Origin of the sequence: Streptomyces sp. NPDC002588, assembly GCF_040295925.1 — a bacterium.
Lineage (GTDB): Bacteria > Actinomycetota > Actinomycetes > Streptomycetales > Streptomycetaceae > Streptomyces.
The window spans coordinates 22,950-45,106 of record NZ_JBEOWF010000029.1 but is presented as its reverse complement, the minus strand read 5'-3'; the positions used below and the strand labels follow the sequence as shown (position 1 = coordinate 45,106).

General features: G+C 71.5%; 16 protein-coding genes. 13 read left to right on the top strand and 3 right to left on the bottom strand.

Annotated elements, in window-relative coordinates; genetic code table 11:
• The first annotated feature begins 185 nt into the window (after positions 1-185).
• The 6 genes from ABT057_RS29800 (at position 186) to gap (ending at position 8,591) form a co-directional block, all read left to right on the top strand.
• The gene (locus tag ABT057_RS29800) at positions 186-1,562 is read left to right on the top strand and encodes an extracellular solute-binding protein (protein ID WP_352346707.1); all 1,377 of its coding nucleotides are present in this window, start codon (positions 186-188) and stop codon (positions 1,560-1,562) included.
• A gap of 5 nt (positions 1,563-1,567) precedes the next feature.
• Positions 1,568-2,485: a carbohydrate ABC transporter permease gene (locus ABT057_RS29795; protein ID WP_502973985.1), complete on the top strand. Its 918-nt coding sequence runs from the start codon at positions 1,568-1,570 to the stop codon at positions 2,483-2,485.
• Positions 2,485-3,381: a carbohydrate ABC transporter permease gene (locus ABT057_RS29790; RefSeq protein ID WP_352346706.1), complete on the top strand. Its 897-nt coding sequence runs from the start codon at positions 2,485-2,487 to the stop codon at positions 3,379-3,381. Before ABT057_RS29795 ends, ABT057_RS29790 begins: the two co-directional genes overlap by 1 nt.
• 39 nt (positions 3,382-3,420) lie before the next feature.
• Positions 3,421-6,483 carry an alpha-mannosidase gene (locus tag ABT057_RS29785; RefSeq protein ID WP_352346705.1) on the top strand — a complete coding sequence of 1,021 codons (3,063 nt, stop codon included), beginning with the start codon at positions 3,421-3,423 and terminating at the stop codon, positions 6,481-6,483.
• 32 nt (positions 6,484-6,515) lie between these two features.
• Positions 6,516-7,475: a GlxA family transcriptional regulator gene (locus tag ABT057_RS29780; protein ID WP_352346704.1), complete on the top strand. Its 960-nt coding sequence runs from the start codon at positions 6,516-6,518 to the stop codon at positions 7,473-7,475.
• Positions 7,476-7,592: 117 nt separating this feature from the next.
• The gene (gene gap / locus ABT057_RS29775) at positions 7,593-8,591 is read left to right on the top strand and encodes a type I glyceraldehyde-3-phosphate dehydrogenase (protein ID WP_352346703.1); all 999 of its coding nucleotides are present in this window, start codon (positions 7,593-7,595) and stop codon (positions 8,589-8,591) included.
• Between the two features lie 17 nt (positions 8,592-8,608).
• On the opposite strand, the gene ABT057_RS29770 is transcribed toward gap, so the two are convergent.
• A complete protein-coding gene (locus tag ABT057_RS29770) occupies positions 8,609-9,991 on the bottom strand; it encodes an FG-GAP and VCBS repeat-containing protein (protein WP_352346702.1) in 1,383 nt (460 codons plus the stop codon).
• 304 nt (positions 9,992-10,295) lie between these two features.
• Here ABT057_RS29770 and ABT057_RS29765 point away from each other — a divergent pair, with 304 nt between their 5' ends.
• A complete protein-coding gene (locus ABT057_RS29765) occupies positions 10,296-10,922 on the top strand; it encodes a hypothetical protein (protein ID WP_352346701.1) in 627 nt (208 codons plus the stop codon).
• 245 nt (positions 10,923-11,167) lie between these two features.
• On the opposite strand, the gene ABT057_RS29760 is transcribed toward ABT057_RS29765, so the two are convergent.
• Entirely contained in the window at positions 11,168-12,187 is a 1,020-nt protein-coding gene (locus tag ABT057_RS29760; protein ID WP_352346700.1) for a LacI family DNA-binding transcriptional regulator, read from the bottom strand.
• A 224-nt stretch (positions 12,188-12,411) separates the two neighbouring features.
• Between ABT057_RS29760 and ABT057_RS29755 the strand changes: the two genes are divergently transcribed.
• The 6 genes from ABT057_RS29755 to ABT057_RS29730 all read left to right on the top strand — a co-directional run bounded on the left by ABT057_RS29755 (position 12,412) and on the right by ABT057_RS29730 (position 20,877).
• Positions 12,412-14,352, top strand: coding sequence for a glycoside hydrolase family 127 protein (locus ABT057_RS29755; protein ID WP_352346699.1), 1,941 nt, complete (start codon positions 12,412-12,414; stop codon positions 14,350-14,352).
• A 39-nt stretch (positions 14,353-14,391) separates the two neighbouring features.
• Entirely contained in the window at positions 14,392-15,636 is a 1,245-nt protein-coding gene (locus ABT057_RS29750; RefSeq protein WP_352346698.1) for a sugar ABC transporter substrate-binding protein, read from the top strand.
• 6 nt (positions 15,637-15,642) lie between these two features.
• The gene (locus ABT057_RS29745; protein ID WP_352346697.1) at positions 15,643-16,605 is read left to right on the top strand and encodes a carbohydrate ABC transporter permease; all 963 of its coding nucleotides are present in this window, start codon (positions 15,643-15,645) and stop codon (positions 16,603-16,605) included.
• Positions 16,606-16,649: 44 nt separating this feature from the next.
• A complete protein-coding gene (locus tag ABT057_RS29740; RefSeq protein ID WP_352346797.1) occupies positions 16,650-17,411 on the top strand; it encodes a carbohydrate ABC transporter permease in 762 nt (253 codons plus the stop codon).
• A 42-nt stretch (positions 17,412-17,453) separates the two neighbouring features.
• Positions 17,454-19,199 carry an RICIN domain-containing protein gene (locus ABT057_RS29735; RefSeq protein WP_352346696.1) on the top strand — a complete coding sequence of 582 codons (1,746 nt, stop codon included), beginning with the start codon at positions 17,454-17,456 and terminating at the stop codon, positions 19,197-19,199.
• A gap of 184 nt (positions 19,200-19,383) precedes the next feature.
• Positions 19,384-20,877 (top strand): glycoside hydrolase family 3 N-terminal domain-containing protein, encoded by a 1,494-nt coding sequence (locus tag ABT057_RS29730; protein WP_352346695.1) that lies wholly within the window; start codon positions 19,384-19,386, stop codon positions 20,875-20,877.
• A gap of 40 nt (positions 20,878-20,917) precedes the next feature.
• Here the strand turns inward: ABT057_RS29730 and ABT057_RS29725 are convergent, their stop codons facing one another.
• A complete protein-coding gene (locus ABT057_RS29725; protein WP_352346796.1) occupies positions 20,918-22,144 on the bottom strand; it encodes a glycoside hydrolase 5 family protein in 1,227 nt (408 codons plus the stop codon).
• Positions 22,145-22,157: the final 13 nt, after the last annotated feature.

Below are 22,157 nucleotides of genomic sequence, written 5' to 3'. Positions count from 1 at the left end.
GCCGGAAGTTTACATGTCGGAAGCGTTGACTTAATCCATCCATTGGATTTAGCTGTCGCCCACCAAACCGGGTCGAAGGGCCGGTCACGCGAGGTGGTGTGAGGGGGGGCGCCGCCCCGCGTGAGCTGTCGCGGTCCGCCTCCCAGCGCGGCTCTCCCGCAGGTTTTCCGTCCGGAGGAACCACAGTGCGTCTGAAACTCGTCACCGCCGCCGCCCTCACCGCAGTCACCGCCCTGGCCGCCACCGGCTGCGGCTCCGGCTCCTCCGGGAGCTCGAGCAAGTCGATCAAGGTCGTCTACTGGCAGAACCTCAACAGCGCGAACAAGCTCCAGGCGAACTACCTCGCCTCGATGGTGAAGGAGTTCACCAAGGCCAATCCGGGTACCAAGGTGAACCTCGTCCCGGTGACCGCCTCCGAGAACGACTACTACACCAAGATCCAGCTGATGATGCGGTCCCCGTCGACCGCCCCCGACCTGGTCTACGAGGACACCGCGCTGATCAACTCCGACATCGCGGGCGGCTACCTCAAGCCCCTGGACGCCTACACCGCGAAGTGGGCCGACTGGTCGAACTACGCCGCGGCGGCCAAGGGCGCGGTCACCGGCGCCTCCGACGGCAAGGTGTACGGCGTACCGGACAACACCGACACCCGCGGCATCTGGTACAACAAACAGCTCCTCCAGAAGGCCGGCGTGTCCGTGCCCTGGCAGCCGAAGACCTGGGCCGACGTGCTGGCCGCCGCCAGAAAGATCAAGGCGAAGCTGCCCGGCGTCACCCCCATGAACATCTACACCGGCACCGCCGGCGGCGAGGCGTCCTCCATGCAGGGCTTCGAGATGCTGCTGTACGGCACCCCGGCCGGTGACAAGTCCCTCTACGACGCGAGCCAGAAGAAGTGGGTGGTGGGCAGCCAGGGCTTCAAGGACGCGCTGACGTTCGTCCACACCGTCTTCAGCGAGAAGCTCGGCCCGTCCGTCGACCAGGCACTCGGCGCCAACTTCGGCACCACCGTCGGCACCGAGCTGATCCCCGAGGGCAAGCTCGCCATCGACATCGACGGCTCCTGGATGCCCAACAACTGGGGCTCGACCAGCGCCAAGCCGTGGAGCGCCTGGCAGAGCACGATGGGTACGGCGGCCATGCCGACGCAGAACGGCCAGGCCCCGGGCAAGACATCGATGTCGGGCGGCTGGGCCTGGTCGATCCCCGCGAAGGCGGGCAACCCCGACCTGGCCTGGAAGTTCCTCGAGTCCATCCAGACGAAGACCGGCTCGGCGAAATGGAACGCGCTCAACGCCACCATCGCCACCCGCACCGACGTCGCCACCGACCCGACGTATCTGAAGGCCGTCCCCACGAACGAGTTCTTCACCGCCCTGGTCGCCGACACCCACTACCGGCCCGGTCTGCCCACCTACAACCAGGTCTCCACCGCCATCCAGAAGGCCATGGAGTCCGTGACCACCGGCCAGGCCTCCGTCGACAAGGCCGCCGCCACCTACGACAGCGACGTGGCCGCCGCGGTCGGCGACGACAAGACGGTCAAGGCCACCTCGTGACCGCACTGACCTCAGCCCCCCGCGGGAGCGACGGCCGCCGCCGCTCCCGCGGGGCTCCCGCGCCCGTACGCGGTCTGCTGCGCGGCCTGCCGCTCCTGCCGGCCGTGGTCCTGCTGGCCGTCTTCCTCGCCGGTCCGATCGCCTACTGCGTGTACTACGCCTTCACCGACATGCAGCTCACCGGCACCACCGGCACCCACTTCACCGGCTTCGACAACTTCACCCGCGCGTTCAAGGACAGCGACTTCCTCAATGCCGTACGGCTCACCCTGGTGTTCGTCGTCGGCTCCGCCGTCGTCGGCCAGAACACCCTGGGGCTCGCCCTCGCCGTCCTGATGGAGAAGGCGTCCAAGCCGGTCCGCTCACTCACCAACGGCGTCGTCATCGCCGCCTGGGTCCTGCCCGAGGTCGTCGCCGGCTACCTGATGTACGCCTTCTTCTACAACGAGGGCTCTCTCAACTCGATCCTCCAGGCCCTGCACCTGCCGCGGCAGAACTGGCTCTACACCCTGCCGATCCTGGCGGTCTGCCTGGCCAACGTCTGGCGCGGCACCGCGTTCTCGATGATGGTCTTCTCCGCCGCGCTCAACGACGTGCCGCGCGAGCTCGTCGAGGCCGCCGAGATGGACGGCGCCGGTCCCTGGCAGCGGCTGTGGCGGGTCACCCTGCCGGTCATCCGGCGGTCGATCCTGACCAACCTGATGCTGATCACGCTCCAGACGCTCTCCGTCTTCGGCCTGATCTACACCATGACCCGCGGCGGCCCCGGCAACAAGAGCGAGACACTCCCCGTCTTCATGTACCAACAGGCGTTCCAGAACAGCCTCATCGGCTACGGCACGGCCATCGCGCTCGTGCTGCTGGTGGTCGGCGCCCTGTTCTCCGCCGTGTACATCCGGCTGCTCCGACTGGAGGACGACTGATGGCCGTCGCCGTCAAGCCGCGCACCGGCTCCCCCGCGAAGGACCGCCCCGCCGCCCCGCGCTCGTCGCGCCGGCGCCGCGCCCGTCTCGGCCGCCTGGGCGTGAACCTCGTCCTGCTGGCGGTCTCCGTGGCCTACGTCCTGCCGCTGCTGTGGATGCTGCTCGCCTCGGTCAGCGACCTCAACACCTTCCGGCTGAAGCTGCCGAAGTCGCTGACCCTCGACAACTTCGACGCGGTCCTCAACGTGGACACCACCTACCGGCCGATGCTCAACAGCCTGCTGCTGTGCGGCTTCGCCACCCTGATCACGGTCGCGGTGTCGGTGCTTGCGGCCTACCCGCTCTCCCGCTACCGCTCGCGGCTGCACCGGCCCTTCCTCTACACCATCCTGTTCTCCACGGGGCTTCCGATCACCGCCGTGATGATCCCCGTCTACAGCATGTTCGTGCAGGTGAACCTGATCGACTCGATGCCCGGCACGACCCTGTTCCTGGCCGCCTCCGCGCTGCCGTTCGGGATCTGGCTGATGAAGAACTTCATGGACGCGGTGCCGATCGTCCTGGAGGAGGCGGCCCGCATCGACGGCGCGAACGCCATGCAGGTGCTGTGGCGGGTCGTCCTGCCGCTGATGCGGCCCGGCGTCACCGTGGTCACCATCTTCACCTTCATCGGCATGTGGGGGAACTTCTTCGTCCCCTTCATCCTGCTGCTGTCCCCGGAGAAACTCCCCGCGTCCGTCAGCGTGTTCACCTTCCTCAGTGCCCACGACCAGACCCAGTACGGGCAGCTGTCCGCCTTCTCGATCCTCTACTCGCTGCCCGTCGTGATGCTCTACCTCCTGCTGTCCCGCAAGCTCGGCGGCGGCTTCGCGCTCGGCGGCGCCCTCAAGGGCTGAGCCCCGCAGGCCCCCCACCCCCCCACGGAGAAGAGATCCATGCACAACGACCGTGAACTCACCGAGCAGCGGCTGCGCCGGGTGCTGAACGAGCGCATCCGGCCCGCCGTCCACGCCCGCGCGGTCCCGCTCCGGGTCGAGGTCTGGGACGTCCCCGGCGAGCCCGTCCCCGTGCCCGAGGGCCTGGCCGCCCCCTACCGGCCGGCGAGGACGGGCGACCGATGGGGCCCCGCCTGGTCGACGAGCTGGTTCCGGGTCAGCGGCACGATTCCCGACGACTGGGCAGGACTGCCCGTCGAGGCCGTCCTCGACCTCGGTTTCGCCACCCACTCGGCCGGATTCTCCGCCGAGGGCCTCGTCCACCGCGCCGACGGCACCGCGGTGAAGGCGCTCAACCCGCGCAACACCTGGGTGCCGGTGACCGAATCCGCCGTGGGCGGCGAGGAGTTCACCGCGTACATCGAGGCCGCCGCGAACCCCGTGGTGATGCACACCGCCCCCGGCGAACTCACCTTCGGCCCCACCGCGGTCGGCGGCCGCGCCCCCTGGCTCGGCGACCCCGCCGCCGACCCGGGCGAACCCCTCTACCGGCTGAAGCGGTTGGACCTCGCGGTGGTCGACCGGCCGGTGTACGAACTCGTCCAGGACCTCGAGGTCGTCGAGCAGCTCATGCCCGAGCTGTCCCCCGACTCCCCGCGCCGCTGGCAACTCCTGCGCGCGGCCGAACGCGCCCTGGACGCGGTCGACCTGCACGACATCGGCGGGACCGCCGCGGCCGCCCGTGCCGCGTTGGCCCCCGCCCTCGCGGCCCCCGCCCACGCCAGCGCCCACCGCATCTCCGCCGTCGGACACGCGCACATCGACACCGCCTGGCTGTGGCCGCTGCGCGAGACCGTCCGCAAGGTCGCCCGTACGGTCTCCAATGTCACCCAACTCATGGACGACCACCCCGAGTTCAAGTTCGTGATGTCCCAGGCGCAGCAGCTCGCCTGGCTCAAGCGGCACCGGCCCGACGTGTACGCCCGCGCCCAGGAGAAGGCCAAGACCGGGCAGTTCCTGCCCACCGGCAGCCTCTGGGTCGAACCCGACACCAACATCTCCGGCGGTGAGGCGCTCGTCCGCCAGTTCGTCCACGGCAAGCGGTTCTTCCTCGACGAGTTCGGCGTCGAGACCGAGGAGATGTGGCTCCCGGACACCTTCGGCTACAACGCCGCGCTGCCGCAGCTGATGAAACTCGCCGGGGTGCGCTGGTTCCTCACCCAGAAGATCTCCTGGAACACCACCAACAAGTTCCCGCACCACACCTTCTGGTGGGAGGGCATCGACGGCACCCGGATCTTCAGCCACTTCCCGCCCGTCGACAGCTACAACGGCGAGCTGTCCGGCGCCGAAGTCGCGCACAGCGTGCGGAACTTCCAGGAGAAGGCCGCCGTCAACAGCTCCCTCATCCCCTTCGGCTACGGCGACGGCGGCGGCGGTCCGACCCGCGAGATGCTCGCCCGCGCCGCCCGTACGGCCGACCTGGAGGGTTCCGCGCGCGTCGCCGTCGAGGGCCCCGCCGACTTCTTCGAGCGTGCCCACGCCGAGTACGAGGCCGCCGGTGGCGCACCCGTCTGGTCCGGCGAGCTCTATCTGGAGTTCCACCGCGGCACCCTCACCAGCCAGCTCGCCACCAAGCAGGGCAACCGGCGCAGCGAACACCTGCTGCGGGAGGCCGAGTTGTGGGCCGCCACCGCCGCCGTACGGCACGGACACCCCTACCCGTACGACGCCCTGGACCGGCTGTGGAAGACGGTCCTGCTCCACCAGTTCCACGACATCCTGCCCGGCACCTCCATCGCCTGGGTGCACCGCGAGGCGGAGGAGACGTACACGGCCGTCGCCCGGGAACTCGAAGGGCTGATCGACGCGGCGCAGCAGACACTCGCCGCGGACGGCGACGGCACCCTCGTCTTCAACGCCGCCCCGCACGCCCGCGCCGGCGTCCCCGCCCTCGGCGCCGCACCCCGCACCGAGGACACCTCGGCCCCCGTACCCCCGCTCGCCACCGCAGACGGCTTCGTCCTCGACAACGGCCTGGTCAGGGTGGTGATCGACGCCGACGGCCTGATCACCTCCGCCTACGACCTCAGCGCCGCCCGCGAGGCCCTCGCTCCCGGCGCCCGTGCCAATCTGCTCCAGCTGCACCAGGACTTCCCCAACCAGTGGGACGCCTGGGACATCGACGCCTTCTACCGCAACACCGTCCGCGACCTCACCGAGGCGGAGTCGGTCACCGTCGTCGACGGAGGCGCCGTACGCGTCGTACGGACCTTCGGCGCGTCCCGGATCGAGCAGACCCTCAGCCTCGCGGCCGGCTCCCGACGGCTCGACGTCGACACGGTCGTCGACTGGCACGAACGCGAGAAGCTCCTCAAGGCGGCCTTCCCGCTGGACGTGCGCGCCGCGCACTCCACCGCCGAGATCCCCTTCGGCCACGTCGAGCGCCCCACCCACACCAACACCAGTTGGGACGCGGCCAAGTTCGAGGTCTGCGCCCACCGCTTCCTGCACGTCGGCGAACGCGACTGGGGCTGCGCCCTGGTCAACGACTCCACCTACGGCCACGACATCACCCGTGACGTCCGGCCCGACGGCGGCACCACCACGACCGTCCGGCTCTCCCTGCTGCGCTCCGCCCGCTTCCCCGACCCGGACCAGGACCAGGGCACCCACCGTCTGCGCCACGCCCTGCTGATCGGCGCCGGCGTCTCCGACGCCGTCCGCGAGGGCTACCACCTCAACCTTCCGGAACGCACCCGGCCGGGCAGCACCCCCGTCGCCCCGCTGGCCACCGTGGACCACGAGGGCGTGGTGATCGAAGCCGTCAAACTCGCCGACGACCACAGCGGGGACGTGGTGGTCCGCCTCTACGAGGCCCGGGGCGTCCGCGCCCGCGCCACCCTCACCCCCGGCTTCCCCCTCGCCGCCGCCGGCACCACCGACCTCCTGGAACGCCCGCTGCCCGACCCGGCGAGCCACGAGGTCGCCGACGGGGACGTACGTCTCACCCTGCGCCCCTTCCAGATCCTCACCCTCCGCCTGCGCCCACGGACGGCCTGAACAGGGCTTCCGGGCCCCTTACCCTGGTGGCTGTGTCCACCCCCTCCCCCTTGCGCCGTGCCGCCGTCCTCGTGCTCGAAGGCGCCAAGCCGCTCGACGTCGGCATTCCCGCGCAGGTCTTCACCACCCGGGCGAGCATGCCGTACGAGGTCCGGGTGTGCGGGGCGGCTCCCGGGCTGGTGACCGGAGGCGACGGGCTGTCGTACCACGTGGCCCACGGCCTCGAGGCGCTGGAGTGGGCCGACATCGTCTTCATCCCCGGCTACCGTGCCCCGGACCGCGAGGACCCGCCGCGGGAGGTCGTCGCCGCGCTGCTCGGCGCGCACGCCCGGGGTGCCCGGCTCGCGGCCATCTCGACGGGAGCGTTCGCGCTCGCCGCCACCGGCCTGCTCGACGGCAGACGCGCCACGACGCACTGGCACTACACGCGGGCCCTGGCCGCCAGGCACCCGCTCGTACGGGTCGACGAGAACGTCCTGTTCGTCGACGAGGGCAGCGTGCTCACCTCGGCGGGCGCCGCCTCGGGCATCGACCTGTGTCTGCACGTCCTGCGCGGCGACCTCGGGGTGGCCGCCTCCAACCACGCGGCCCGGCGTCTGGTCGCGGCCCCGTACCGCAGCGGCGGCCAGGCGCAGTACGTGCCGCGCAGCGTGCCGGAACCGCTGGGCGAACGGTTCGCCGCCACCCGCGAATGGGCCCTGCACCGCCTCGACGAACCCCTCACGCTCGAGACGCTCGCCCGGCACGCGGCCGTCTCGGCGCGCACGTTCTCCCGCCGCTTCGCCGAGGACACCGGATACACCCCCATGCAGTGGGTGATGCGCGCCCGCATCGACCGGGCACGCGAACTGCTCGAACGCTCCGAGCGGGGCGTCGAGCAGATCGCGGGCGACGTCGGGCTCGGCACCGGCGCGAATCTGCGGATGCACTTCCAGCAGATCCTCGGCACCACGCCGAGCGAGTACCGGCGCACCTTCACCAAGGGCGAGTAGCCGCCCGGCCCGGCCGCCGTCGGCTTGGCGGGATCCTTGCGAACCGTGGCGCTCACGCCTCGGCCACCGGCGGACCCGGCACGCGAGGCTGGTGGCGAAACGGAAGGGACATCATTCATGACTCGCATCGCCATCAACGGATTCGGCCGCATCGGGCGCAACGTGCTGCGCGCGCTCCTCGAACGCGACAGCGACCTGGAGATCGTGGCCGTCAACGACCTCACCGAGCCCGCCACCCTGGCCCGGCTGCTCGCCTTCGACTCGACGGCCGGCCGGCTGGGCCGCCCGGTCTCCGTCGACGGCGGCGACCTCGTCGTCGACGGCCGCCGCATCAAGGTGCTCGCCGAGCGCGAGCCGGCGCAGCTGCCGTGGGCCGAGCTCGAGGTCGACCTCGTCCTGGAGGCGACCGGCCGCTTCACCTCCGCCAAGGCCGCCCGTGTCCACCTCGACGCGGGCGCGCGCAAGGTGCTCGTCAGCGCGCCCTCGGACGGCGCCGACGTCACCCTCGCCTACGGGGTCAACACGGACGCCTACGACGCGGATCTGCACACGATCGTCTCGAACGCCTCCTGCACCACCAACGCGCTCGCCCCGCTGGCCGCCGTCCTCGACGACCTCGCCGGCATCGAGCACGGCTTCATGACGACGGTGCACGCCTACACGCAGGAGCAGAACCTCCAGGACGGCCCGCACCGCGACGCACGGCGCGCGCGTGCCGCCGGGGTCAACATCGTGCCGACCACGACCGGTGCGGCCAAGGCGATCGGCCTCGTGCTGCCGAACCTCGACGGCAAGCTGTCGGGCGACTCGATCCGGGTGCCCGTCCCGGTGGGCTCGATCGTCGAACTCAACACGACCGTCGCCCGCGACGTGACCCGCGACGAGGTGCTCGCCGCGTACCGCACCGCCGCCGAGGGGCCCCTCGCCGGGATCCTCGAGTACTCCGAGGACGCGCTCGTGTCCTCCGACATCACCGGGAACCCGGCGTCGTCGATCTTCGACTCGGCCCTCACCCGGGTCGACGGCCGCCACGTCAAGGTGGTCGCCTGGTACGACAACGAGTGGGGCTTCTCCAACCGGGTGATCGACACGCTCGAACTGCTCGCCGCCCGCTGACCGGCGGCCCGGCGGGGTCAGTGGTCGAAGGCGGAACCGAGCCCTGCTCCCGGCACCGGTGCGGCGAGGGTGTGGGGCCCGAAGGTCACCGCCCCCGTCGCGGTGACGCCGGAGGAGGTGGTGGGGAAGACCCACACCGCTCCGGTGCCGCTGTTCTCCCCGGCGGCCGAGACGGCGACGTACCGCCCCACCACGGTGGTGCGGTACCCGAACCGGTCGTTGCTCTCGGCCGTGCCGGGCACCCCGGCCGTGTTCTGGTTCACGGCCCGGGCCCCGGTGCCGGTGACCCCCGCCGCGCTTCCCCTCAGGACGGCGAAGGCGCCGGCGTTCTTGCGGCCGGCGAGGTCCTCGCCGGGAATGCCGGTGACGACGTCGGCGTACCCGTCGCCGTCGACGTCACCGACGCGGACGTCGGTGCCGAACCCGTCGCCGCTCTCCCCGGAGCCGGGCACACCGGCGGTGTTCTGCCCGATCAGCCTGGCCCTCGGCGCGAATCCGTCGGCCGTGCCGCGAACGACGCCCACGAGGCCGCCGCCGGCCGCGGTGGAGCGCCCGAAGACGACGTCCTGCCGGCCGTCGCCGTCGACGTCGCCGATCGCGATGCTGTCCGCGTTCACGCTGTCGGCGTAGGCGAGGGGCGGCCCCGCCACCAGTCCGCGGCTGGTGCCCTTGAGCAGCTGCAGATGCGGCGGGGGGATGCTCCCCCCGTCGTCGGAGTCCCACGATCCGCTGCTGACCACCAGATCGGTGATGCCGTCCCCGTCGACGTCGCCGGCCTGCAGGGCGGTGATCCGCACATCGAGATCGACGAGGGGCGTGGTGCGGGCCGTGCCACCGGCCCGGGTGAGGGGCCCGTACAGCATCTTGTACGGGGTCGCGAGGTCGATGTGCCCATCGCCGTCGAAGTCGCCGGCCTGCATGCGGTCCCGCCCCTGGCCGAGCGAGGCGGCGGTGGCCAGCCCGCCCGGACCACCCCACAGCACGGTCTGCAGACCGGCGTCCCGCGCACTGCCGATGTCCTCGCCGGGCGTGGTGACCACCAGATCGGTGTAGCCGTCGCCGTCCAGGTCGGCGGCCGTGAGCTGCCCGCCGAAGTGGTCCCCGGTCTCCGCCGTGCCGGGCACGCCGTAGCGGTTCTGGCTGATGATCTGCCGTTTCACGCCGTTCGGGCCCTCGGCCATGCCGTAGACGACCGCGACGTACCCGGCGCCGGCCCGGCCGCCCACGGTGCCGCCCGGGGCGGCGATCGCCATGTCCGCGTATCCGTCACCGTCGAAGTCGACCCGGGCGGGAGCGGCGGCGCCCGCTCCGGGGGAGGCCGTGGCGGGGAAGGTGCCGACCACGGCGATGACAGCGGCGGCAGCGGCCGCGGCGGATATCTGCAGTCTCCGGGAGGACATGCCCAACTCCTTGGGAACGAAGAGCGATTGGCCGCACGGTTCACCTGCACGGCAACAGCAAGACACACAGCGGACACCAAGGGTTGTAGGCCCGCCCGTTGCTCTCCGGCTGTCCAATGGCTGTCCGAATGCTGTCCGATGGTTGCCCGATGGTTGTACGGGCCGTCTGTGACGGGCCCGTGACAGGGCTGTGACGGCTGATGTGACCGGCGTCACGGTCGATTGATCATGCGCGTATCAAGATCGTCGAATGCGGAGAAATTTCTTACCGGCTCGCGCGACGGGCCGTCCCGTCGTCGGCGTCGTGGCTGTGGTCGGTGTGGTGGCCGGGGTGCTGACCGGCTGGCCGGGGCTGGACACGGTCAACGGGTGCGGGCTCGCGGTGAACCGGTATCCGTCCGAGACGGCCCGTGACTGGGTGCAGTACGCGGACGTCGTGGTCGTCGCCAAGGCGGCACAGGAGCGGGAGAGCGGGCGCGAGGAACTGGCGGGAGGGAGCTACCGGCTCGAGCGGACGGTCCAACTGGACGTTCAGGCCAAGCCGTTCACGTCCGATGCCCGTTCCCACCCGGCGGTCGGATCCGACCTCGACTACATCGGCGAGGGCTGGAAGCTGCTCGCGGACGGCAAGACCAGGATCGCGCAGCTCACGGGCGACGCCCCGCGGGTGGTGCCGGACCACACCTACATCCTGGCGCTGCGCTGGGAGGACAAGCGGTGGGTGTCCCTCGGGGAGGGCGCTGTGGTGCCGTTCGACGGGCAGGTGGTCGGGCGGGGCGAGTGGTGCGGGCAGGTCCTGGACACCGACGGCTTCGCCCAGGGCGAGCGGACCGGCCGGTCGGGCGACCACAGTCTCGAGAAGAAACTCCTGGGCCAGGGTGAGCAGGCCGTGGAGAAGGCACTCGACCGGGCGGCGGGCAAGAAGTCCTGACCGGCGGACGGCGGCACCCGGGGACGGGTGCCGCCGTCCGCATGTACGGGAGCGGGCGGTCAGGTGGCTGACCCGCCCGGGCGGAAGGTGACGTCGGTGCCGGTGAACACCGGGGCACACGCCATGCCCGCCACGGCAGGACGGTCCGGGCGGAACTCCCCGACACCACAGCCGACTTCCCGGCGTCGGCGCCCGTCCAGGGACTGTCGGGCGGGCCCCGGCCACGAGCGGGCCGAGGGGCCGGCTCAGCTGGACTCGCGCACCACCAGCCGGCACGGCACGCTCTGCACTCCCGGACGGGGCTCCGCGTCGATCGCCCGCAGCAGCTCCAGCGCCGCGATCCGGCCGATCTCGGTGAGATTGGTGTCGACGGTGGTGAGCGGCGGGCGGCTGGCCAGGGCCATGGTGTCCCAGTTGTCGTAGCCGACGACGGCGACGTCCCCCGGCACCGTCACCCCGCGCTCGCGCAGCGCGTCCGTCACCCCCCGCGCGATCTGGTCGTTGCCGCAGAAGAAGGCGTCCGTGTCCGGCGCCGTGCGCAGCACCGCCTCCGCGGCGCTGCGGCCCCACGCCTCGCTCCACTCGCCGTAGTGGATACGCCCGGTGGACGGCTTCAGGGAGGCGCCGGCCAGGTGCTCGACCGTGTACCTGGCCCGCTCGCGGGCGGCGGCGTGGTGTTCGGGGCCGGTGACATGGGCGATCCTGGTGCGGCCGGTGGCGACCAGGTGCTCCACCGCCAGCCGCGCGCCCCCGCGGTCGTCGGTGACGACCGAGGTGTCCGCCGGGTCCGTGGACGGCGAGAGCGCGTACACCACGGGCACGGACTCCACCCCCGGCAGCGGCGGCCGCGCATCGGTGCGGCGGCCGGTGACGATGATGCCGTCCACCCTGCGGTCCATGAGATTGCGCAGATGATGCTGCTCCCGGATCGCGTCGCCCCGGGTGTCGCACAGCAGCACGGAGATCTTCCCGGCGCCGAGCGCGTCCTCGGCGCCCAGCAGTACCGGCGTGCTGAAGCGGCCGATGCCGTCCGTCGTCATCAGGCCCACCGTCCAGCTGCGGCCGCTGTGCAGGCTCTGCGCCTGCTGGTTCGGCCGGAACCCCAGTTCCGCCACCGCGTCCAGGACCCGTTGGCGCGTCTCGGGACGCATCCGTCCGGCACCGCTCAGCGCCTTCGAGGCCGTACCGACACTGACGCCGGCCAGTGCGGCGACATCGGTCAGCCGGGCCCGGCCGGACGGGGGAGAGCCTGGAACAGCTGTCACGGGCAAACCTTTTCCTCGATGCCTCGATGATACGGACGCCCGACATGGTGGCAGCTGGCCGAGTCGTGCGCCAGTCGGTGGGAAAGACGAAAAAACTCTTGCTGTTCCCCTTGACCCCATTGATCCGCTGCCCTCTACTTTCTCGCGAGAAAACGGTTGCGCAAACCAGGTTCCGATGAGCCCCTCAGCTCACCCCCGGCACCCCCACCCCTCCCCGGAGAGCCATGCCCCGCACACGCTCCCTCCCGCCCGCCCCCGGACCGGTCCGTCTCGGCCCCGACGCCCGTGCCGCGCTGCGCCCCGCCGCCGTCGGCATCGACTCCGGGTTCTGGCACACCCGCCGCGCCACCAACGCGCACGTCTCCATCCCCCAGGGGCCGGGCCTGCTGGAGTCCGCCGGGAACCTGCACAACCTGCGGCTCGCGGCGGGCACCGCCGAGGGCGCGTTCCAGGGCGCCTACCCCTTCGTCGACACGGACGTCTACAAGTGGCTCGAGGCGGCCGCCTGGCAACTCGCCCAGACTCCGGGCGACCTGACCGGCGAGCTCGCCGACGAGGTCGAACGGATCGTCGCCCTGGTCGCCGCCGCCCAGCAGCCCGACGGCTACCTCAACACCTGGTTCCAGCTCGTGAAGGACGGCCGGCGCTACCAGGACCTGCGCTGGGGCCACGAGTTGTACTGCGCGGGCCATCTCATCCAGGCCGCCGTCGCCCACCACCGCGCCACCGGACGCCCCGAACTCCTCGACGTCGCCGTGAAGTTCGCCGACCACATCGACTCCGTCTTCGGCCCGCCCGGCAGCGGCAGACCCATCGACGGGATCGACGGCCACCCCGAGGTCGAGACCGCCCTCGTGGAGCTGTACCGGGAGACGGGGGAGCGCCGCTACCTGGACCTGGCCGGCTACTTCGTCGACCGCTACGGTCACGGCCTGCTCGGCGGCGAGGCCTACTGCCAGGACCGCGTCCCGCTCCGCGAGGCGACGAACGTCGAGGGCCACGCCGTACGGCAGCTGTACCTCCTGGCCGGCGCGACCGATCTCGCCACGGAGACCGGGGACGCCGGACTGCGGGCGGCGGGGGAGCGGTTGTGGCGGGCGATGACCGCCACCAAGACCCACCTCACCGGCGGGCTCGGCGCCCACCACGACGAGGAGGACTTCGGCGACCCCTACGAACTCCCCAACGAGCGCGCCTACTGCGAGACCTGCGCCGCCATCGCCTCGATCCAGTGGAGCTGGCGACTCGCCCTGCTCACCGGCGAGGCCCGCTACTCCGACCTGGTCGAACGCACCCTCTACAACGGCTTCCTGGCCGGCGTCTCACTGGACGGCGAGCGCTGGCTGTACGTCAACCCGCTCCAGGTCCGCGACGGCCACACCGACACCGGCGGCGACCAGTCGGCCCGCCGCACCCGCTGGTTCCGCTGCGCCTGCTGCCCGCCCAACGTGATGCGGCTGCTGGCCGGTCTCGAACACTACCTGGCCACCACCGACGACACCGGACTGCAGATCCACCAGTACGTCACCGGCCGCTACGGCGACGACGGGTTCACCGTCCGCTGCGAGACCGACTACCCCTGGCACGGCACCATCGCCCTCACCGTCGAGGCGGCCCCCGCCGACGGCCCCCGGACCCTCTCCCTGCGCATCCCGCAGTGGTGCCGCGACTTCCGGGTCCGTCACGGCTCGCGCACCCACGACCGGACGGACACCCCCGTCACCGACGGCTGGCTGCGGATCGAGGACACCTGGTCCCCGGGCGACCGGGTCGTCCTCGAACTCGGCCTGGAGCCCCGGCTCACCACCGCCGACCCCCGGGTGGACGCCGTACGCGGCTGCGTGGCGATCGAGCGCGGGCCGCTCGTGTACTGCCTCGAACAGGTCGACCACCCCGGCGGCGGCCTGGACGACATCGTCCTCGACACCGGCCGCCCGCTCGCCGTGAAGCACCGCCCGGACCTGCTCGGCGGGGTCACCACGATCGTGACGGCCGGCCACCGGCGACGCATCGCCGACCGCGACTGGTGGCCGTACACCTCCACGGACGGCGTCGAGGACCCGGCACGGACCGAGGGCGATCCCGTCGAACTGACCGCCGTCCCCTACTACGCCTGGGCCAACCGCGAGGACGGCAGCATGCGCGTCTGGCTGCCCACCGGCTGAAACCCTCCCGCTCCACTTCTACGACAACGAGGTCACCCCGTGATACCCACCCGCCGCACCCTCCTCGCCGCGCTCGCCGCCGTCGGCACCCTCGCCTCCCTCACCGCCTGCTCGGGCGGCTCCGACAGCTCGGGCTCGTCCGACGCCGCGGGCGGGACGTACACCTTCTGGGACCCCTACCCGCAGTTCGACGCCTCCTCCCCGTGGGGCAAGCGCGTCGCCGCCTGCGGGACCGAGGCCGGTGTCACCGTCAAGAGAACCGCGTACGACACCACCGACCTCGGCAACAAGGCGCTGCTCGCCGCCCAGCAGGGCAACGCGCCCGACGTGATGCTGGTCGACAACCCGGTGGTCTCCACGCTGGTCGAGGCCGGCATCCTCAACAAGACGAGCGATCTCGGCCTCGACACGAAGTCGATCCAGAAGAACATCATCGGCGCGGGCACCATCGACGACGCCGCCTACGGCGTCCCGATCGGCGCCAACACGCTCGCCCTCTACTACAACAAGAAGGTCCTGACGGCCGCCGGCGTCGACCCGGCCTCGGTCAAGGACTGGAACTCCCTCACCGCCGCCCTGAAGAAGGTCAAGGCGGCCGGGAAGAAGGGCATCACGTTCTCCGCGATCAACACGGAGGAGGGCAGCTTCCAGTTCCTGCCCTGGTTCTGGGGCGCGGGCGCCGACCTCACCGAGCTGAACTCGGCGAAGGGCGTGGCCGCGCTCTCGCTGTGGAAGGGCTGGGTGGACGACGGCCTCGCCCCCAAGGACGTCCTGCAGAACACCCAGACCACCAGCTGGCAGGAGTTCGCCACCGGTGACTACGCCTTCGGCGAGAACGGCACCTGGCAGCTCGGCAACGCCGACAAGGCCGGCTTCGCCTACGGCGTCATCAACATCCCCGCACAGAACGGCGGTTCGGCGCCGGTACCGACGGGCGGCGAGTTCGTCACCGTGCCCGTGCAGAAGGACACCGCGCGCTACGACGTCACCAAGAAGATCGTCACCTGTCTCACCAGCGACGCCAACCTCCTCGCCAGCGACACGACCCTGACGTACGTGGCGCCCACGGCGGCGGTCCAGGCCGAGCAGGTGAAGCAGAACCCGGAGCTGAAGGCCTGGGTGGCCGCCGTGGCCGCGGCACGCGGCCGCACCAGCGGCGGCCTCGGCACCAAGTACCCGACCATCTCGCAGCCGATGTGGACGGCCGTCCAGGCGGCCCTCTCCGGCGGCAAGAGCCCCGAGGACGCCCTCGACACGGCCCAGTCGACCGCGCGGAAGGGCTAGGGCGGCATGACCCTCGCCCGAGTCGAGCGCCCCCGGAGGCCGCCGGCGGCCTCCGGGGCGAGCGCCACCCCGGCGCACCGACGCAGGCACACCCGCGGGTCCCGGCTGACCGCGCTCGCCTTCGTCGCCCCACTGGTCGCCTACCTCGCCGCCTTCTACCTCTATCCCCTCTACCGCAACCTCGACCTGAGCCTGCGCGACTACACCGTCCGGTCGTTCGTGGCCGGGGACGCACCCTTCACCGGCTGGGAGAACTTCCAACACGTCCTCGACGACCCGACGTTCGGCCCGGCGCTGCGCCACACGATGGTCTTCACGTTCGTGTCGATCGTCTTCCAGTACGCCATCGGGCTCGCCCTCGCCGTCTTCTTCAACCGGCACTTCCGGCTGGCCCCGACGCTCCGCGCGCTGTTCCTGATCCCCTGGCTGCTGCCGCTGATCGTGTCCGCGTCCACCTGGTCCTGGATGTTCAACAGCGAGTCGGGCGTGGTGAACTACTTCCTGCACCTCGTCGGCATGGATCCGGTCGGCTGGCTCACCTCGCCCGACTGGGCGCTGACCTCGGTGATCGTCGCCAACATCTGGATCGGCATCCCCTTCAACCTGGTGATCCTGTACAGCGGCCTGCAGAACATCCCCGCGGAGCTGTACGAGGCGGCGGCCCTGGACGGGGCCGGCGTCTGGCAGCAGTTCCGCCGGATCACCTTCCCGCTGCTGCGCCCCGTCTCGGCGATCACCCTCCTGCTCGGCCTCGTCTACACCCTCAAGGTGTTCGACCTGATCTGGATCATGACCAAGGGCGGTCCGGGAGACGCCTCCTCCACCCTGGCGACCTGGTCCTACCAGCTGGGCTTCGGCACCCTGTTGCCCAAGTTCGGCCCCGGCGCGGCCGTCGGCAACATCCTCATCCTCATCGCCCTCGTCTTCGGGCTGCTGTACATCCGCGTCCAGAGGAGGCAGGAAGCGTGAAGTCGCGTACCTTCACGGCCATCGGGGTCCTCCTCACCGCGCTGATGCTGTTCCCCGTCTACTGGATGCTCAACGTGTCCCTCACCCCGCAGCGGGACATGCGGAAGACCCCACCCGACCTGCTTCCGCTGCATCCCACCTTCGAGGGCTACCGGGCCGTCCTCGACGACCAGCTGCCCTACCTCGGCACCAGCCTCCTCATCGGCCTCGGCACGGTCGCCCTCACCCTCGTTCTCGCCGCCCCGGCCGGTTACTCGCTGGCGAGACTCCGCCCCCGCGGCGGTGCCGCCCTCGGCCTGTTCCTGCTGGTCGCGCAGATGATCCCCGGCATCGTCATGGCGATGGGCTTCTACGGCGTCTTCCTCGACCTCGGCCTGCTGAACTCCTGGTGGGGACTGATCGTCGCGGACTCCACCATCGCCGTGCCCTTCGGCGTCATGATCTTCACGGCGTTCATGTCGGGCATCCCCGGCGAACTGATCGCTGCCGCCCGCATCGACGGCGCCGGGGCCTTCCGCACCTTCTGGTCGGTGGTCCTGCCGGTGAGCCGCAACGCCGTCGTCACCGTCTCGCTCTTCTCCTTCCTGTGGGCCTGGTCCGACTTCGTCTTCGCCAACACCCTCGACGGCGGCGGCGACCTGAGGCCGATCACCCTCGGCATCTACAAGTACATCGGCAACAACAACCAGGAATGGAACGCGATCATGGCCACCGCCGTCGTCGCCTCCGTCCCCGCGGCGGTCCTGCTGGTGCTCGCCCAGCGCTACGTGGCCGCGGGCGTCACCGCCGGCGCGGTCAAGGACTGACCTCCCCCCCACCATCCCCTCCCGTTCGAGGAGACACCTTCCATGAGCCGCACCAGATCCCTGACCCTCCCGACCGCCGTGCTGAGCACGGCCGCGCTGACCGCGGCCCTGCTGGCCGGCGCCCTCCCGGCGCACGCGGCCCCGACCTCCGCCACCACCCTGGTCGTGAGCGCGAACCAGACCCTCCGGTCGGTCACCCATGTCGCGACCGGCGGCCTCTACGGTCTCGCCGACAACAACACCCCCGCGGACAGCCTGGTCACGGCGTTGAAGCCCAACACCTTCGTCCAGATGGCCCCGGGCGGTTCCCAACTGCCCAACGGGGAGCCGGCCCCCGCGGGTGACGCGCTCGTCGTCGCGCCGAAGGCGGCCCGCGCCGGCGCCAAGGTCGTCGTCCGGATGCCGGACTGGTACCCCGACTTCCCCTACAAGTGGGTGAGCTGGACCGACTGGCTGTCCGCCGTCGACAAGCAGGTCACGTCCGTGCGGTCCTCGGGCGCGACGAACATCAGCGCCTACGAGCTGTGGAACGAGCCGGACTGGACCTGGGACACCACCAACGCGGGCGCATTCGACGCGGGTTGGGCGCGCACGTTCAAGGAGGTGCGCACCAAGGACACCACGACACCGATCCAGGGGCCGAGCCACTCGGCGTGGAACCAGTCCTGGATGAGCTCCTTCCTCACCGACGCCAAGGCGAGCGGCACGCTCCCCGACGTCGTCGCCTGGCACGAACTCCAGGGCAGCGCGAACATCGCCGCGCACGTCGCGGCCTACCGCTCCCTCGAGTCGAGCCTCGGCATCAGCCCGCGCCCCATCGCCATCGAGGAGTACGGCACCCCCGACGAGATGGGCAACTCCGGTGCCCTCATCGGGTACGCGGCCAAGTTCGAGCGGGCGGGTGTCCGCGACGCCGAGCTCGCCTTCTGGAACCACTACGGCACCCTCGGCGACACCCTCACCGACACCGGCGGCTCGCCCAACGGCTCCTACTGGACGTACAAGTGGTACGGCGACATGTCCGGGAACATGCTCGTCACCACGCCGCCCGCGCAGACCGGTATCGACGGCCTCGCCTCCCTCAACGGCGCCGGCAACCAGATCAGCGTCGTCACCGGCGGCTGCACCGGCTCCTGCGCGGTGACCGTCAACGGCCTGTCCTCGCTGTCGGCCTTCGGCGGCACGGTCCATGTGAAGCTGGAGTACAGCCCGCACACCGGCCGCACCACCGCGTCCCCCGGCCCGGTCACCGTCTCCGACACCGACTACACCGTCTCGGGCGGCTCGATCACCGTGCCCGTCACGATGAACGCCTCCGACGGCTACCACCTGGTGATCACCCCGAGCGGCACCAGCACCTCCCTCGCCGGCCGCTACCAGATCACCAACAAGAACAGCGGACTCGCGCTGGACACCCTGAACGCGGGCACGGCTCAGGGCACCTCGGTCGTCCAGGCGACCTCCACCACGGGCACGGACCAGAACTGGACCCTGGTGGCGGCAGGTTCCGGTCTCTACAAGATCGTCAACCAGAAGAGCGGACTGCTGCTGGGCATCAACGGCATGAGCACCTCCGACGGCGGCACCGCGCTGATCTGGGGTGACAACGGCACCGCGGACCACCTCTGGCAGGTCATACCGGCCCGCGACGGCTACGACAAGATCGCCAACTACAACAGCGGGCTCCTGCTCGGCGTGAACGGCATGAGCACCTCCTCCGGCGCCCAGGTCCTGCAGTGGACCGACAACGGCACCGCCGACCACCTCTGGAGACTGACCGCACGCTGATCCCCGGACGCCTGTGTCCCTGGCCGATGTCGGCGGCCGGGGGCACAGGCACGTGCGCCGCCGCGCCGGCCCTCACCGGCAACGTCCACCAACACGCAATGATCCACCGTGCACCGAGACATGACTGAATCATCAATCCATCAAGATGTTGACTTTCGGCTCGGCGAACCAGAGGATTCCGGAGGTGACGCACTCCGCCCCCGGGCCCGCAGAAACCGTCCTGCCCGCCGCCCTCGACGAGGCCGTCCACCGCTGCCTCGTCGCGGGCTTCGCCGGTACGACGACCGTCCCCGACCCCCTGAAACGGCTCGTCGACCGCGGCCTCGGCGGGGTCATCCTGTTCACCCGCAACGTCCGCGACGCCGACCAGGTCCGCGAACTCACCGGCGCGCTGAGGGAGTTGCGCCCGGACCTGCTGATCGCCATCGACAACGAGGGCGGCGGCATCGGCCACCTGGTGGCCGCGGGCGCCCCCGAGGTGCCCGGCTCCTGGGCGCTCGGCGCGGCCGACGACCCCCGGCTCACCGCCGCCTGCGCCGACGCCCTGGCCGGACACCTGCTCTCGCTCGGCATCACCGCCTCCTACGCGCCCGTCGCCGACGTCCAGAGCCGGCCCGAGAACCCCATCGTGCGCACCCGCGCCTTCGGATCCGACCCCGAGCTGGTCTCCCGGCATCTGCGGGCCTGGATCGCGGCCACCGAGGCGCGCGGCGTGGCCTCCTGCGCCAAGCACTTCCCCGGCCACGGCGGGACCGTCACCGACAGCCACCACGATCTGGCCGTCGACCCCCGGCCGTACGACGAGCTCGACCTGGCACCCTTCCGCGCCGCGATCGACGCGGGCGTCCCCCTGCTGATGAGCGCCCATGTGGTCTTCCCGGCCCTGGACCCGGACCGGCCCGCCACGCTCAGTCCGCGCATCCTCTCCGACCTGCTGCGCGGCGAACTCGGCTTCGAGGGCGTCCTGGTCAGCGACGCACTGGAGATGAAGGCCATCGCCGACCGCTACGGCGAGGCGGCCGGCGCGCGACTCGCGCTCGCCGCCGGGGCGGACCAGGTCATCGTCGCCGTACCCGATCTGGACGTCACCCTCGCCTGCCGGGACGCCGTGCTGGACGCCCTGCGGTCGGGGGAGCTGGCCGAGGAGCGGGTGACGCGGGCCGCGGAGCGGGTGCGGCGGCTCGCGCTGCGGTACGCGGCTCCCCGCCGGCCGGATGCGGTGGCCGGGTGGGACGCGGAGGCCGGGCTGACCGCGGCGCGGCTGGCCGTGCGGAGCGGGGGACCCCTGCCGCGGCCGGTGCCGGGTGCCCACGTCGTCGACCTGTTCCCGGCCCCGCACCCCGCCCTCAACTGGGGTGGCGAGGACCTGCTGACCGCCTGGCGGGCCATCGACCCGACAGCGACCGGGACGGCGGTCACCGGGGAGCCGGAGGACGCCGGGATCGTCGTCGAGGAGGTGCTGCGGGCCGCGGCGGGGCGGCCGCTGGTGGTCGCCGTCTGCGATGCCGAGCTGTACCCCTGGCAGCGGCGTCTGCGCGAGGCGCTGCTGACCGCACGGCCGGACGCACTGCGGGTCTCCACCGGGCTGCCCGAGCCGGGCAGCGCGGTGTGCGCGCACGGGCGGGGGCGGGTCAACCTGCGGGCGGCGGCGGAGGCCCTGACCGGTCGTACCGGCTGACCTGTGGATGTCACCGACCGGGGGTCGCCCCCCGGTCGTGTCACTCGGTGTCGATCAGCTCCGTGATCCCCCGCGCCGCCAGGTAGGCGGTGTCACCCGCCCGCTCCGCGAGGACGACCGCAGGGCGGGCGCCCTTCTGGCGCAGGTCCGTCCAGGCCTCGAAGAACCGGCCGCCCGGGCCGGAGACGGAGCGCGTGGACCGGGTGCAGTCCAGGACCAGGGCCGTCGACCGGGGCGGGGGCGGGGCGGCGGTGGCGCGGAGTTCGGCCACCGTGGCGGACAGGGCGTCCGCGATCGGCTTCGGGCGGCCCGTGGAGTCGAACAGGCCCAGGGTGTACTCCAGCTCGGGGAAGTCGGCCAGGGATCGGTCGACGTCGTGCGAGCACCACCAGGTGACGCCCCACAGCTGTGGGCAGCCGGCCGCGTTGAGCAGCGTCGCCCGGGCGAAGTCGGGGGCGTCCGCCGCCGGGATGTGCGGTTCGGGCGCCCCGGTCTCCTGCACCCACACCGGGCGCGCCGGATCGGTGGCGTAGGCCGCCGCGAGCTCGGTGCCGTACTCCGCGAGATGGTGCACCTGCGGCGAGCGCGGGCCGTAGCGGCGGGCGCAGTCGGCGGAGAACACCCAGGGGTGCACGGTGGTCAGATCGCCCTTGCGGGCCGAGGCCTCGGGGGTGAACGGGTGGTCGTCGCCGTACCAGGCCGCGTCGTACGCCGAGTGCGTGACCAGGCCCGCGCCCCCGCCCAGTCCGTCCCGCGCGGCGGCCAGCAGGGTGTCCAGATAGTGGTCCACCTCGTCCACCGTCACCGGGTTGTGTTCGACCAGGTTGTTGAGCTCGTTGCCGAGCTGGAGGCCGAGGAGCCGGGGGTGCCCGGACAGGGCGCGGCCCAGGGTGCGCAGCAGCAGCGCCTGGGCCTCGATCGCCTCGGGGTCGGTGAACACGTTGCGGTGGTGCCAGCTGCGGGTCCACTCCGGGTAGAAGTCGAAGCTGGACAGATGGCCCTGGACGCCGTCCACCAGGACGTCGAGGCCGCACTCGGCCGCCAGGTCCACCAGGCGGACGAGCTGGTCCACGGCCGACGCGCGGACCAGAGTGCGGTTGGGCTGGAGCAGGGGCCACAGGTGGAAGACCCGGACATGGTCCAGGCCCAGCCCGGCGATCTGCGCCAGATCCTCGCGCGCCTGACCGGCGTCGAAGTCGTGCCACGCGTGGAACCAGCCCCGGCGTGGGGTGTAGTTGACACCGAAGCGGAGCGCGGGTGTGTTGATGGCGTCCTCCTGA